This is a genomic window from Polynucleobacter sp. AP-Ainpum-60-G11 (assembly GCF_018688375.1).
Taxonomy (GTDB): Bacteria; Pseudomonadota; Gammaproteobacteria; order Burkholderiales; family Burkholderiaceae; genus Polynucleobacter.
In genome coordinates this window covers 1,193,259-1,206,039 of sequence record NZ_CP061318.1, presented here as the reverse complement: position 1 = coordinate 1,206,039, position 12,781 = coordinate 1,193,259, and the positions used below count along the sequence as shown (strand labels likewise).

Annotated in this window: 15 protein-coding genes; 6 read left to right on the top strand and 9 right to left on the bottom strand. The window is 47.5% G+C overall.

The features are described 5' to 3' along the window. Positions 1-23: 23 nt before the first annotated feature. Together FD971_RS06280 and FD971_RS06275 are read right to left on the bottom strand one after the other, a co-directional pair. Positions 24-1,193: an NAD(P)/FAD-dependent oxidoreductase gene (locus tag FD971_RS06280; protein ID WP_215333415.1), complete on the bottom strand. Its 1,170-nt coding sequence runs from the start codon at positions 1,191-1,193 to the stop codon at positions 24-26. Positions 1,194-1,241: 48 nt separating this feature from the next. Beyond that, positions 1,242-1,409, bottom strand: a complete 168-nt coding sequence (locus tag FD971_RS06275) for a rubredoxin (protein ID WP_215333414.1) — start codon at positions 1,407-1,409, stop codon at positions 1,242-1,244. A gap of 161 nt (positions 1,410-1,570) precedes the next feature. Here FD971_RS06275 and FD971_RS06270 point away from each other — a divergent pair, with 161 nt between their 5' ends. Both FD971_RS06270 and FD971_RS06265 read left to right on the top strand, forming a co-directional pair. Beyond that, positions 1,571-2,518, top strand: coding sequence for a hydrogen peroxide-inducible genes activator (locus FD971_RS06270; RefSeq protein ID WP_215333413.1), 948 nt, complete (start codon positions 1,571-1,573; stop codon positions 2,516-2,518). A gap of 78 nt (positions 2,519-2,596) precedes the next feature. Continuing rightward, positions 2,597-3,697, top strand: a complete 1,101-nt coding sequence (locus FD971_RS06265) for an alkene reductase (RefSeq protein ID WP_215333412.1) — start codon at positions 2,597-2,599, stop codon at positions 3,695-3,697. A gap of 81 nt (positions 3,698-3,778) precedes the next feature. On the opposite strand, the gene FD971_RS06260 is transcribed toward FD971_RS06265, so the two are convergent. The 4 genes from FD971_RS06260 to FD971_RS06245 all read right to left on the bottom strand — a co-directional run bounded on the left by FD971_RS06260 (position 3,779) and on the right by FD971_RS06245 (position 6,113). Beyond that, a complete protein-coding gene (locus FD971_RS06260; protein WP_215333411.1) occupies positions 3,779-3,955 on the bottom strand; it encodes a hypothetical protein in 177 nt (58 codons plus the stop codon). A 22-nt stretch (positions 3,956-3,977) separates the two neighbouring features. Then, positions 3,978-4,169, bottom strand: a complete 192-nt coding sequence (locus FD971_RS06255; protein ID WP_215333410.1) for a hypothetical protein — start codon at positions 4,167-4,169, stop codon at positions 3,978-3,980. Continuing rightward, positions 4,169-4,900, bottom strand: coding sequence for a hypothetical protein (locus tag FD971_RS06250; RefSeq protein WP_251368596.1), 732 nt, complete (start codon positions 4,898-4,900; stop codon positions 4,169-4,171). The genes FD971_RS06255 and FD971_RS06250 overlap by 1 nt, the downstream gene beginning before the upstream one ends. 67 nt (positions 4,901-4,967) lie before the next feature. Continuing rightward, positions 4,968-6,113, bottom strand: a complete 1,146-nt coding sequence (locus tag FD971_RS06245) for an alpha-hydroxy acid oxidase (RefSeq protein WP_215333409.1) — start codon at positions 6,111-6,113, stop codon at positions 4,968-4,970. 147 nt (positions 6,114-6,260) lie between these two features. Here FD971_RS06245 and FD971_RS06240 point away from each other — a divergent pair, with 147 nt between their 5' ends. Beyond that, the gene (locus FD971_RS06240; protein ID WP_215333408.1) at positions 6,261-7,169 is read left to right on the top strand and encodes a DMT family transporter; all 909 of its coding nucleotides are present in this window, start codon (positions 6,261-6,263) and stop codon (positions 7,167-7,169) included. Positions 7,170-7,273: 104 nt separating this feature from the next. Beyond that, a complete protein-coding gene (locus FD971_RS06235) occupies positions 7,274-8,422 on the top strand; it encodes an aminotransferase class V-fold PLP-dependent enzyme (RefSeq protein ID WP_215333407.1) in 1,149 nt (382 codons plus the stop codon). Between the two features lie 30 nt (positions 8,423-8,452). Here the strand turns inward: FD971_RS06235 and FD971_RS06230 are convergent, their stop codons facing one another. After that, positions 8,453-9,103 carry an FABP family protein gene (locus FD971_RS06230; RefSeq protein WP_215333406.1) on the bottom strand — a complete coding sequence of 217 codons (651 nt, stop codon included), beginning with the start codon at positions 9,101-9,103 and terminating at the stop codon, positions 8,453-8,455. Positions 9,104-9,184: 81 nt separating this feature from the next. Here FD971_RS06230 and FD971_RS06225 point away from each other — a divergent pair, with 81 nt between their 5' ends. Then, positions 9,185-9,451 (top strand): protein tyrosine phosphatase, encoded by a 267-nt coding sequence (locus tag FD971_RS06225; RefSeq protein WP_215333405.1) that lies wholly within the window; start codon positions 9,185-9,187, stop codon positions 9,449-9,451. Positions 9,452-9,464: 13 nt separating this feature from the next. Here the strand turns inward: FD971_RS06225 and FD971_RS06220 are convergent, their stop codons facing one another. After that, positions 9,465-10,412, bottom strand: coding sequence for a DMT family transporter (locus FD971_RS06220; RefSeq protein ID WP_215333404.1), 948 nt, complete (start codon positions 10,410-10,412; stop codon positions 9,465-9,467). Positions 10,413-10,418: 6 nt separating this feature from the next. After that, positions 10,419-11,300 (bottom strand): NAD(P)H-hydrate dehydratase, encoded by an 882-nt coding sequence (locus FD971_RS06215; protein WP_215333403.1) that lies wholly within the window; start codon positions 11,298-11,300, stop codon positions 10,419-10,421. 62 nt (positions 11,301-11,362) lie between these two features. On the opposite strand from FD971_RS06215, the gene FD971_RS06210 reads away from it, so the two are divergent. Then, entirely contained in the window at positions 11,363-12,778 is a 1,416-nt protein-coding gene (locus tag FD971_RS06210) for an MBL fold metallo-hydrolase RNA specificity domain-containing protein (RefSeq protein ID WP_215333402.1), read from the top strand. The last annotated feature ends 3 nt before the right edge of the window (positions 12,779-12,781 follow it).

Genomic DNA, 12,781 nt, shown 5'->3' with positions numbered 1-12,781 from the left:
GGGTGGCCTACCTAGAGTCTCTCCTATTGCAGTATTGGCGGCAGCTCTTTTGTGAGGGCGCCACGTTGTGCTGTTGCCGTTCCTAGCAAAGCAAAGCCAAGCAACTGACCATCACCAGATTCAAAGCGGGCCTCAAGCCCACCTTCGACGGGGAGAATTTTCCAAGTGCCAACTGCATCTTTGGCTGGTGGTGAAACAATGGTCGGTAGTGCGGGGGTCTTGACCATCACCGGCATTGCAGGATAGGTGAGGGTGGCTTCTTGTCCAAGTAGGTTTGGTGCTAAAGCGCGTGCCGCTTGCATGATTGGCATAACGTACGGCAGTACTAGACCCTCCACTTCAGCGCAGTCACCGATAGCAAAAACATTTTTAGCGCTAGTCGCCAGCTGGCGGTTAACCGTAATTCCATTGCCCGTTGCAATACCGGCGGCGTGAGCTAAATCAATGCGAGGTTTGAGTCCTACTGCCGATAGAAATACATCGCTAGTAATAGTTGAACCATTGGCGAGCGTAATTGTGAGGCAATCACCATTGCGATCAATCGATTGCACTGTAGTGCCAAAGTGCCAGCGAACACCAGCTTCACTTAACTTGGCTTGTAGTGCTTGCGCTGCTTCATTAGGAAGTAAGCGGCCTAAAGCTTGTGGAGCCAAATCAATCACGTCTACCTCGTAAGATCCCAATACCAAGTCGTTTGCAAACTCACAACCAATCAGACCGGCCCCTAGTATGGCAACGCGTTTCTTGCCTTCAATCGCTTTACGAAATTTGGCATACTCCTCAAGGTCATTTACGGTGATTACTTCCTTGGCAGCATTACCCTGTAGCGGTAAGCGGATTTGATCTGCGCCCAAGCCAAGCACTAGCTTGCCATAGGAGATTTTTCCTTTAGAGGTCTCAATGGTCTGAGAGGCGGTATCAATAGCTGATACGTCGGCTTCTCCCAAAATCGTCACCTCTAGCTGAGTAGCCATACCTGTAGCATCGGTAGAAACCAATTGCTCCGCAGACTTGTTGCTAGCTAGCGCAGTAGAGAGCATTGGTTTTGAGTAAAAGTAGCCTGGTTCGCGAGTCACTAGCGTGATCGGCGCAGTCTTGTCCAGTTTGCGTAGTTCGCGAATGACTGTAAAGCCGGCTAAACCACTACCAATAATGACAATGCCGGATTGAGATAAATCTTTTTGATGATCCAAGGCTGGACTCCCTAATACTGCAGTTAATTGAATAGCGTTTTATTTAAATTAAGAAACTTGCACCATTTCAAAATCGGACTTTGCGACGCCACAGTCCGGGCATTCCCAATCATCAGGAATATCTGCCCAAGCAGTGCCAGGCGGAATACCTTCCTCTGGCAAACCTTTTGCTTCGTCATAGTTAAATCCACACACAATACATTGCCAAGTTTTCATCTGGGTTCCTTGCTGAGAAAGATTATGAGCAGTTTAAATTCAAATGCAGTTAATAGCTGAGAGCCGAATGTTTTGCAATGAGTGGCTAAATAGTGATTTATATGGTGGATAGGAATGATATTATTTATCTAATAAATTGATTATAGGGACATCTCCAAATTATGGCTGCTCTACCTTCATTGCGTCAGCTTCGTTATTTTGCGGCTGTTGCTCAAGAGCTGAATTTCACTAGGGCCGCTGAAGTCTGCTTTGTAGGTCAATCCACTCTTAGTGCAGGCTTGAAAGAGCTGGAGGATGTCTTGGGTGTTCGCCTGGTAGAGCGTGATAGACAAAATGTCGCCATCACTCCGATTGGTCTGGAAATTTTGGAGCGAGCAAAAATCATCTTGGCCTCCTCTCAAGATTTAGTGGAGTATGCGAGCGCATCTGGCCAATCAATGGCGGGGACAGTCCGACTGGGCGTGATTCCAACAATTGCGCCATTCTTATTGCCAAACGTATTGCCGGATATTCGGGTGCATTACCCTGATCTCAAAATTGCTTTGCGTGAGGACTTAACTGCAAACCTATTGGCACGTTTAGCGGACCATCAACTTGATTTTGCTTTGATAGCATTGCCTTATGACACAAGCGGTCTATTGGTCAAGGAACTCTTTATTGATGAGTTTTGGCTAGTTGCTGGTGCGAATGATCCTGCACTAAAAGGCAAGGAAATTCATCTACCTACCAAAATGGCGGAGAGACTGCTATTACTTGAAGAGGGGCACTGCCTTCGAGACCACACCATGCAGGCTTGCAAGCGTTCTGATATTCGCAATGTTGACGGTATGGAGGCAACTAGCTTGCTCACGCTATTGCAAATGGTGGAATCCGGCATGGGTATTGCGCTGCTTCCTGAGATGGCGATAAAAGGGGGTCTTTTAAATGGAACGACATTGCTTGCTCGACCATTAGCGCCGCCCACTCCCAATAGAGTGATTGCGCTTGTCGCCAGGGCTTCCACTGCACATCTTGAGGAATTCCAGGCGCTAGCTGAAAGCATTGAGTTGAGATTTAAATCTAGTCCAAGAACGAGTCGCGGCGCTCGCAAGAGTTTGCCGGGAGCCTAGTGTGGCATCTGCAGGACTCTGCTATCCCTGCTAAAGTTCATCTTCAATTGACGTATCCAATACCAAAGAAAGTAGTTCATGTCCGGAAAAGAAATCATGTTTACCCCCATCAAGCTTGGCTCTATTGAATTAAAGAACCGTCTTGTGATGGCACCACTCACCAGAATGCGCGCTATTGATGGTGACGTGCCAAATCCTTTGGCAAAAACATACTATGCCCAGAGGGCGAGTGCTGGACTCATCATTAGCGAAGCAACACAAATTTCTCCCATTGGAAAAGGCTATCCAGCAACTCCTGGAATTTATTCTCCTGAGCAAACGGCTGCGTGGAAAGAAATCGTGAGTGCTGTTCATGCAAAAGGCGGCAAGATGGTTGCCCAACTATGGCATGTAGGTCGCATTTCTCATTCCTCATTACATCCCGAGCAAGGTTTGCCCGAGGCACCTTCTGCGATTGCACCTACTGGTCAAACGTATGGTGCTGATTGGAAGTTGCATGATTATGAGACGCCCAAAGCAATGACGGCTGAAGACATTGCACGATTGCTAAAAGATTTTGAGTTGGCTGCGGCAAATGCAAAAGCAGCAGGCTTTGATGGTGTGGAAATTCATTCGGCGAATGGCTATTTACTAGATCAGTTTTTACAAGATAAAACCAATCACCGTGCCGATGGATATGGTGGCTCTATTGAAAATCGCATGCGCTTATTAGGCGAGGTGATTGAGTCTGTTGCCAATATATATCCAAGTGACTGTATTGGTGTGCGCTTGTCACCCTATGGCAGCTTTAACGACATGGCTGATAGCGACCCAATTGCCTTGTTTAATGCAGTAATTCAGAAACTCAATGGCTACCACTTGTCCTATGTGCATATGATTGAGCCACGCTCAACTAGTGCTGGTGGTAACGATAAGGTCAATGCAGAGGCGCCAATTACTTCAGAGATTTTCCGGGCTGCGTATCAAGGCAAATTTATTAGCGCTGGTGGATATGATCAAGCGATGGGTGAGGCTGTTTTAGAGGCTGGCTTAGCAGATGCAGTGGCGTATGGGCGTTTGTATATTTCTAATCCGGATTTGGCTGAGCGCTTTCAGCAAGGTGCAGTCTTAAATGCATATGATCGCGCTAGTTTTTATGGTGGCGCTGAGGTGGGCTATACAGACTACCCAACTCTCTGAGAGAGTAGTCGTATCAGTAGCGCTGAGTAAGGATAAATGAAGGGCAAGTAAAACGGGGTCTCTATCGAAAGATGGAGACCTTTATTTTTTGTCTTCAGGATCTTTTAAGAGATCAAAGTGGTTTGCAACGAGCAGCATGGCAATGGACGCGCAACCCATGGCAAAGAATTCCCATTGGTGCAACATGGCAGTGCCGATAACAGTCATGAGGATGGTCCAGCCTGCCGCCATCTTGGCTTTTTTGCTTAAGGGTTTCATATGTCTGAATTCAAGTAAAAAGTTATCGAATTGTTAGTCTAGCTTTGGCGCTAAGCTCATTCAGGGCGCCGCGCTTATCAATCTGAGAAAGCCGCAGGGCCTCTTGTTCAAAGTCAACTTGAGCTGGATGAAATTCAAGGTTACCTAAGTGGATGACGTACGTCCACACCAGTTCACGACCTCTATCTTTAAATACATCTACGACGCGTTTCATTATTTACCACCTATAGAGATTGCTGGGCTTTGCACAGAGTTCATATTGTGTTTTAAATCAAGTAAATTTCGTGGATCGATACGAATCACGCCACCACGCGGGCTATCAATGTCTGCAATCAAAAAGAATGAAACAGAAATCATTATCGGAAAGATCATGAAGAGGCCGACATTACGTCTAAAGTTTCTTGCACCAAATCCTACCAATATATTGGCACCAACAGCAATTGCTGCCATTAGCCACCACGCTGCAGTTGGGATGCGATTCCACCAGGCGGCCTGTGTATAACCATGTGAGTTAATAACATCATTGAGGCCGGAGATGACTAGCGCCATAGTGGGGGAGGCTTGTGAACGTGCAACCGGGAGTAGCTCATTCCACATGGCATTTTCCAGAGCTAGAGTGCGTTGAGTAATTTGCTTGGCTGTCTCTTGGTCTTGCTTTGAGTAGAACAAGATGCGTTGATCTAAGTATTCGTTTAGCAATCCCTTAATTGATTCCGCAGTTTTGCTAGGCAAGAGATCGGCCCTGAGGTATTCAGTACCGATGGCATTTGCCTCGGCCTCTTCATAAGTCTGCCTCAAGTCGTATCGCGCAATCGCCATAGAAAAGGTAAAGCCAATAATCAGACCAAGCAGGGTGAGTGTTGCAGTCTGAATAATTCCTAAATCTGCAGAGGTCTCGGTATCTTTTGTGCGGTGCTTGCTCAGAACGGCATTACCAAACCACACTGAGCCCGAGAGGGCGACAGTGGAAATAGCAAATACTAATGCGGGTGAGTTGACTAAATGTGGAATCTTAAAAAGTCCCTGGATACAAAATATCTTTGCTCACGTTTTGAATATCACGGTGCCCAGTAAAGGCCATCGTGATGTCCAATTCATTGTGAATAATTTCGAGGCATTTAGTAACGCCTGCCTCACCCATAGCACCTAAGCCATAGAGGAAAGGGCGACCAATCATAGTGCCTCGCGCACCAAGCGCCCAGGCCTTTAATACATCCTGCCCAGATCGAATACCGCCATCCATCCAAACTTCAATATCTTTGCCAACCGCATTGACGATGCCAGGCAAGGCTTTGATACTGGAGATAGCACCATCTAATTGACGACCGCCATGATTGGAAACAATCAAGGCATCTGCGCCAGAGTTAGCAGCAAAGCGAGCATCTTCTTCATCCAAGATACCTTTGATGATGAGCTTGCCGCCCCAGAGTTTTTTAATCCACTCCACATCATCCCAGCTGAGTCCTGGATCAAACTGCTCGGCGGTCCAAGAGGAGAGGGAGGACATATTGCCTACACCAGTAGCATGTCCAACAATGTTCCGAAAGGTTCTGCGGGGAGTCATCGCCATGCCCATGCACCAGCGTGGCTTAGTCATCATATTGATCATGTTGGCAATCGTCAGCTTTGGAGGTGCAGACAAACCATTTTTTAAATCTTTATGACGTTGTCCTAAGATCTGCAAATCTAGAGTTAGAACTAGAGCGGAGCACTTAGCAGCTTTGGCGCGTTCAATGAGTCGCTCAATAAAGCCGCGGTCTTTCATGACATAGAGCTGGAACCAAAACGGTTTGGTGGTGCGTTCTGCAACATCCTCAATCGAGCAAATGCTCATGGTAGATAAGCAGAATGGGACGCCAAATTTTTCGGCAGCACGGGCAGCCAGAATTTCACCATCAGCGTGCTGCATGCCGGTGAGCCCAGTCGGTGCAAGTGCAACTGGCATTGCCACCTCTTGACCTACCATGGTGGTCTTGGTGGTGCGGTTAGTCATATCTACCGCTACACGCTGACGCAGTTTGATCTTCTGAAAATCGGATTCGTTGGCCCGGTAAGTCGATTCAGTCCATGACCCGGAGTCAGCATAGTCATAGAACATCTTGGGGGTACGCTTTTGATGCAAAACTCGTAAATCTTCAATATTGGTGATGATTGCCACTAAAACCCCTTCGCATGGTGCTGATGTCAGATGTCTGACGCTAATTTAAGCTCTATCTTAGCAATACCAGGCATTTGTTTCTACAATGCGTAGGCAAAGCCCTTCTTGGGGCTCAAAATATCCACTTATTCACCTAAATTCCCCTGAATGCCCCAGCTACCCCTATCGACTGTCTTCTATTTAAGCTTAGCCACCGTTCTTTGGGCGGGTAATGCGATAGCGGGTCGGGTCTTGGTAGGGAGTATTTCACCAATCAGCTTAAGTGCAGTTCGTTGGGGTCTGGCGGCGCTCATCTTGCTTCCTTTTGGATGGAAGATCTTCAAGCCAGGTAGTGCCCTATGGCAAAACAAAGGCCGTTTCTTGGTCTTGGGGCTCTTGGGTGTTGGCAGCTATAACGTGCTGCTCTATCTTGCCTTGCAAACCTCAACCGCAATTAATGTCACCCTGATCGGGGCCAGCATGCCGATTTGGATGCTCTTCATTGGTGCAGTCTTTTATCAAGTCAGACCTACACTTCTACAGCTTCTGGGTGCCGTGGTTTCTTTGGTCGGGGTCACTGTAGTCTTAACGCGTGGCGAGCCGACTAGCCTATTGAGCATGGAGGTGGTCATGGGCGATTTGTTCATTATGTTGGCTACGATCCTGTGGGCTTTTTATAGTTGGATGATTAGTCGCCCCGGAGAGAGCACAGAACGGCAATGGCCTTGGGCTGAGTTTTTGATGGCTCAGGTCCTGATTGGTTTTATGTGGACCATGTTGTTCGAGGGGGCAGAGATTGCCACAGGGCATGCCTTCATTGATCTCAACTACTGGACTGGAGCATTAATTATCTTTGTAGCAATCGGACCTTCTTTAATTGCCTATCGCTGCTGGGGTCTGGGAGTGAATGGTGCCGGACCAACAGTGGCGGCATTCTTTGCTAATCTCATTCCTTTATTTACTGCGCTACTTTCAGCGGCTATTTTGGGTGATCCGCCTCAGCTTTTTCATGGCCTCGCTTTTGCCCTGATTGTTATCGGAATACTGGTATCTTCTATAGCGAAAAAAAGTAGCTAACCCATCTCATTTGCTCAAAAAGCTGGTTTTGAGGAGTTAAATACCCAAATAGCGCTAAATCAGTATCATTTAGGGCTAATCACACGATTTACTAGGAAATTACTATGCCAGGCTTACTCCCGAACGTTGATCCAGATGGTCTCTTAGAGTTCTCGGTTGTTTACACCGACCGCTCGCTGAACCACATGTCTGAAGAATTCAAAAAAGTCATGGTGGATATCTCTAGCGTTCTCAAAGATGCTTACAACGCTAGCTCAGCTGTCATTGTTCCCGGTAGCGGCACTTTTGGTATGGAGGCAGTTGCTCGTCAATTTGCCAATAATGAAAAGTGCCTGGTTTTGCGCAACGGTTGGTTTAGTTATCGCTGGACTCAGATTTTTGATTTAGCCAACATTACTCAAAACATTACTGTTATCAAAGGTAAGCAATTAGAAGATTCAGTGCAGGGTGTTTTTGCACCGGCACCTATTGAAGAAGTGGTGGCATTCATCAAGAAAGAGAAGCCAGCAGTGGTTTTTGCTCCTCACGTAGAGACCTCTGCCGGAATTATTTTGCCGGACGACTATCTCAAGGCGGTTGGTGAAGCAGTGCGTTCCGTTAATGGTTTATTTGTGCTCGATTGCATTGCTTCAGGTGCGATGTGGGTAGATATGAAAGCCTGCAATGTTGACGTAGTCATTACTGCGCCTCAAAAAGGTTGGAGCAGTTCGCCTTGTTGCGCTTTGATTGCTATGGGTGACAGAGCACGCGACCGCATTGAATCTACTCAAAGCAGCAGCTTCTCAATGGACTTGAAGAAGTGGCTGCAAATTATGGAAGCCTACGAAAAGGGCGGTCACGTTTATCACACCACCATGCCAACAGACGCGCTCAAAATCTTGCGCAATGTTATGAAAGAAACTCAGGCCTTAGGCTTTGCTGCACTCAAAGCAAAGCAGCAAGAGTTAGGTGACAAGGTTCGTGCTTTGTTGGTATCCAATGGCTATCACTCAGTTTCAGCAAAAGGCTTTCAGTCTCCTGGCGTAGTGGTGAGCTATACCAAGGATCCCGATATTCAGTCAGGCAAGAAGTTTATTGCCCTAGGATTGCAGACCGCTGCTGGTGTGCCACTGCAATGTGACGAGCGTCCTGACTTCCGTACTTTCCGCATTGGTTTATTTGGCCTGGAGAAGTTGGCTCATGTTGACCGTACAGTTGGTCATCTTGCAACTGCTCTAGAAAAGATTACTGAGACAGAAGCGCAGCCAGCATAAGTAGCAAAAGATTTAAGTCAAAAGGCCGTCTTAGGACGGCTTTTTCATTGCCTCTAATGCCAGTGGGTTTGGAGTAGCCTCGGCCACCTTGGTTAGCACATTGGTATCGAGATGATGAAAGGGTGCATCTTGCCCCTTGATCATCATCACCGTATCTTGCTCGTAAGACCAAGTGCCATCTTCCAAGATGGTAACCATGATGCGGTACTCAATAGTTTTGAATGCGTAGTCTAAAAAAGGGCTGGAAGAAATCCCCGCAGTCGGATCATCAATCTTTGCTACGCACTCAAACTGAGTTGCGTTAGCGGAAGCCTTTCCTGTCGCCATAGTGACCATCCCTCTGGGAATCGTGAGGGTGTGGACAATCGATCCGGTAGCGGGTTCCCAAAGCCAATAACCAACTTGGTCATGATAGGTTTTAACTTGATCTGGTTTGGTGATGTGAAGGTGATAACGCAAACCATAGAACAATTGCGGCCCATTGGTTTGTGGGTCAATGGGCTGCATCTCAATTCGTTCGGTGTAGACCTGCTTTTTGGGGCCCTCCGCTTTTGGCTTGATATCCAAACCCCGTTGACCTTCCCAGATTCCAGCAAGGCATGTCAGGGGTCCCAGGTTTTCTAGAGTATTAATTGAGTAACCCTGTGGCTCTGTGTAGATATCAGTCGGAAAAGCGTTCATGCGGATGCCTTGCTTAATTGGGGTATTGGTTAGAAATAATTGAGTATTATCAAATTATCCACAAACCTAATGGAGCTTTAAATGAACACCCGCTTTGCAAAACTAACATTGGCCACACTCATTTCCGCCTCTCTTGGTTTATCGCCATTGGGTGTAATGGCAGCCGATCCGGCTCCGGCCTCTGCTCCAGCAGCAGCGCCTTCTACTCCGGCTCCAGCAGCCCAAGCAGATAAGGCTGCCAAGAAAACTACTGCGAAGTCCAAGAAGGATAAAAAGGCAGAGAAAAAAGCCAAGAAACAGTCTAAGAAAAAAGCAAAAGCAGCTCAACAGCCTGCAGCTGCTCAGTAATCTATCCCTAGTTTTAAGTGAGGGGGTCGGATTCCCTTTGCTTGCTGGGCGCATCATTACGCACCAGCAGCCACATTGCTCCCATGACCAAGCTCATGCCGCCAATCTGAATCCAGGTAATGGCTTCAGAGAGTACTACCCAACCCATAAAGAGTGTTGAGACGGGACCAAGTATTCCGGCTTGGGCGACTAAGGGTGAGCCAATCCGATTGATTGCAATCATGATTAAGAGCATTGGAATAACAGTGCAAAGACTGGCATTGAGCAGGCTCAACCAATAAATCTGCTGTACTTGCACAAATACTGCTGTGGGATCGTATATCAGAATTTGAATGACGCTCAACAGTGCAGACGCAGAGCTTGCATAGACAACTAAGCGCACACTGCCTACACGCTTGACCATTTCTCCGGAGCCAATCATATAGATTGCATAGGAGCATGCGCTGGCAAAGACCAGCAACATGCCGAGCACGGCTAGAGAACCGGTGGAGCTAGCATCTTGAATAAACACAACGATGACACCAAGATATCCAACCAGCAGCGCATACCATTGCAGGCGGCTAATCGATTTATTTAATACAAAATAAGAAATCAGTAGCACGATGGTTGGAGTCAGGTACAGCACAATCCGCTCCAGACCTACGGAGATATATTGAAGTCCTAAAAAGTCGAGATAGCTAGAGAGAAAGTAACCCATAAAGCCAAGGACAAATATCTTCACTTGATCTCGCCAAGACAGTGGGCTCATCACTTGTCTACGTGCTTGCCACCAATAAATTCCCCAGAAGAGGGGGAGGGCCATTAGCATCCGTAATGCAATCAAGGTTTCTGCATTGGCACCATAGCCAAAGGCCAGTTTGATCAGAATGGCTTTTCCAGAAAACAGCACAGAGCCCAAGCCAGCCATGAAGAGGCCGTAGAGATAACGACGATGATGAAGGATTCCGCTAGCTGATTGCATGCTGTTTTATAACAGCTTATTTAAAAGACTCCGCATCTCCAAAATGACCTCAGATGGTGTAAGTCCAATTGGGCCAATCTGCTTATCTACCAAACTGTCTGCTGCAGACGCATGCAGTTGAACTCCAACACAACTGGCCTCCCACAGATTGAGATTGTGGCGTATGCCTTGGGCGGCAATGGCTGCAATACTACCGGTTAATACATCACCCATTCCGCCAACGGCCATGCCAGGATTGCCTTGTGCACATTGCACCGCTGATTGTGCGGGTGAGGCAATAAGCGTATGTTGACCTTTGAGAACCACGATGGAGTTGGTAAGTGCGATGAGCTGAGATAAAGCGCTCAAGCGATTTGCTTGAATGTTATCCGCTGCAGTATTAAGGAGATGTGCCGCTTCTCCGGGGTGCGGAGTAATAACAGTCTTGCCTGGGAATGTTTGATTGCGTTGTTTGAGTAGATCCAAATACTCGGGAGTATCAGCAATCAAGCTGAGTGCATCAGCATCAACTACTACGGGTACTGTTGGGTAGCGTAGAACAGTCATCAGCCAATCTCGTGCAATTTCTGAGAAACCCAATCCTGGGCCAATCGCAATGACATCCGGTGCTGTAGCTTGTAATTGCTCTACGGCATTAAAGCTGGCTAAGCGGACCATGAGTTCAGCTTGCTCCGGCATTGCATGAGCGGCTGTTGGATCGAGCATCTCCAAGATCGTCCAGCCAGCCCCCAAGTGCAGTGCAGCGCTGCCAGATAACATCAAGGCACCAGCCATGCCAGGCGCACCACCAATCAGCAATACTTTGCCAGCATTACCCTTGTGCTCTGAGGGCGCTCGCTTAAGGCGAGTGATGAGCTCAAGAGATTTCAGTTCGGCTGGGGCATTCATGTAAATAGTATCGCTCTTATGAGTGGCTTAACAATGGATTTTATCGGGAGTATGCTTAAACCATGAAAATACAATTTCTAGGTGCGGCAGGTGAGGTGACGGGTTCAAGACATTCCGTGCAGGCTAATGTTGGTGGGCGTGAGGTCCGATTCATGGTCGACTTCGGTATGTTCCAGGGTGGGCGCGAGGCCACCACCAAGAACTTAGAGTCTTTACCGTTTTCTCCTAAGGAAATTGATTTCATTGTGCTGACACATGCGCACATTGACCATAGTGGCCTATTACCAAGACTCTGTGCCCAAGGGTTCTCTGGTCCCATCTATTGCACGGATGCCACATTCGAGTTACTAAAAATCTTGCTGCCAGATAGCGCTCATCTACAGCGCTCCGACGTAGAGCGGGCAGAGCGCAGACAAAAGGCGGGTAAGTGGCGCGGTGACTTACCTGTCGCCTTGTACTCTATGGAAGAGGCTGAACTTGCTCTTGGGCAATGTGAAGTTCTAGCTTATGGAAAGCATCTAGAGCTTTGCAAGGGTATAGACCTCGAGTTTCAGAATGCAGGCCATATCTTGGGATCTGCAATTGCTGTGATTGATATCACGGAAGACCATGCCAAGAAAAAGCGCTGTGTTTTCTCTGGGGACATTGGCATGAAGGGTAAGTTATTGATGCCTGATCCTGCGAGGATTCCTCAAGCAGATGTTGTGGTGGTGGAATCAACTTATGGTGACCGTCTGCATAAAACTTTAGCCGATACTGAAGCTGAATTAATTGAAGTAGTAACTAGCACATTGAGTGCCCATGGAAATATCGTCATCCCTGCATTTGCAGTAGGCCGTACTCAAGAGATGCTGTTTCTGTTAATTGATTTGGTCAAGCGCAATTTATTGCCTCATCTCAGTATTTGGGTGGATTCCCCAATGGCAACAGCAGCTACCCATTTGACTCAGCGCTTCTTTGCGCAGCTGGATATAGAGTCCCAATCTACCTTTGAGTGGTTTAAGAAAAATCCTGGGGCTGTAGACCTACGCTTCATCGCGGATGTAGAGGAGTCTAAAGCGCTGAATAAGATTAAGGGTGGGGCGATCATTATTTCTGCAAGTGGTATGTGCGATGCAGGCCGCATTGTTCATCACTTGCAGAATAATTTGCCGCGTGCACAAAACGCAATTGTGATTACTGGCTTTCAGGCCTACGGTAGTCTGGGTCGGCGTTTAGTGGATAGGGTAGCTAAAGTACGTCTCTTCGGTGAAGAGGTTCCGGTGCGTGCATCTGTTCATACGATTGGTGGCTTATCTGCCCATGCTGATCAAGCCGGCTTATTGGATTGGTTGCAAGGATTTGAAGCGGCGCCCAAATCTGTTTTTGTGGTTCACGGTGAGCCAGAGGCTTCAGCGGTTTTAGCTCAATCCATTCGGGATGAGCTTGAGTGGAAGAATGTCATCATTCCAGAGCGACTACATACTTATTCTTGTTAAGAC

Bases quoted from the DNA above. Each gene is read 5' to 3' on its own strand.
- FD971_RS06240 (WP_215333408.1), top strand. From the start codon at position 6,261: ATGCCCCAGCTACCCCTATCGACTGTCTTCTATTTAAGCTTAGCCACC.
- FD971_RS06275 (WP_215333414.1), bottom strand. From the start codon at position 1,409: ATGAAAACTTGGCAATGTATTGTGTGTGGATTTAACTATGACGAAGCA.
- FD971_RS06270 (WP_215333413.1), top strand. From the start codon at position 1,571: ATGGCTGCTCTACCTTCATTGCGTCAGCTTCGTTATTTTGCGGCTGTT.
- FD971_RS06255 (WP_215333410.1), bottom strand. From the start codon at position 4,169: ATGAAACGCGTCGTAGATGTATTTAAAGATAGAGGTCGTGAACTGGTG.
- FD971_RS06230 (WP_215333406.1), bottom strand. From the start codon at position 9,103: ATGAACGCTTTTCCGACTGATATCTACACAGAGCCACAGGGTTACTCA.
- FD971_RS06225 (WP_215333405.1), top strand. From the start codon at position 9,185: ATGAACACCCGCTTTGCAAAACTAACATTGGCCACACTCATTTCCGCC.
- FD971_RS06260 (WP_215333411.1), bottom strand. From the start codon at position 3,955: ATGAAACCCTTAAGCAAAAAAGCCAAGATGGCGGCAGGCTGGACCATC.
- FD971_RS06265 (WP_215333412.1), top strand. From the start codon at position 2,597: ATGTCCGGAAAAGAAATCATGTTTACCCCCATCAAGCTTGGCTCTATT.
- FD971_RS06215 (WP_215333403.1), bottom strand. From the start codon at position 11,300: ATGAATGCCCCAGCCGAACTGAAATCTCTTGAGCTCATCACTCGCCTT.
- FD971_RS06235 (WP_215333407.1), top strand. From the start codon at position 7,274: ATGCCAGGCTTACTCCCGAACGTTGATCCAGATGGTCTCTTAGAGTTC.
- FD971_RS06210 (WP_215333402.1), top strand. From the start codon at position 11,363: ATGAAAATACAATTTCTAGGTGCGGCAGGTGAGGTGACGGGTTCAAGA.
- FD971_RS06220 (WP_215333404.1), bottom strand. From the start codon at position 10,412: ATGCAATCAGCTAGCGGAATCCTTCATCATCGTCGTTATCTCTACGGC.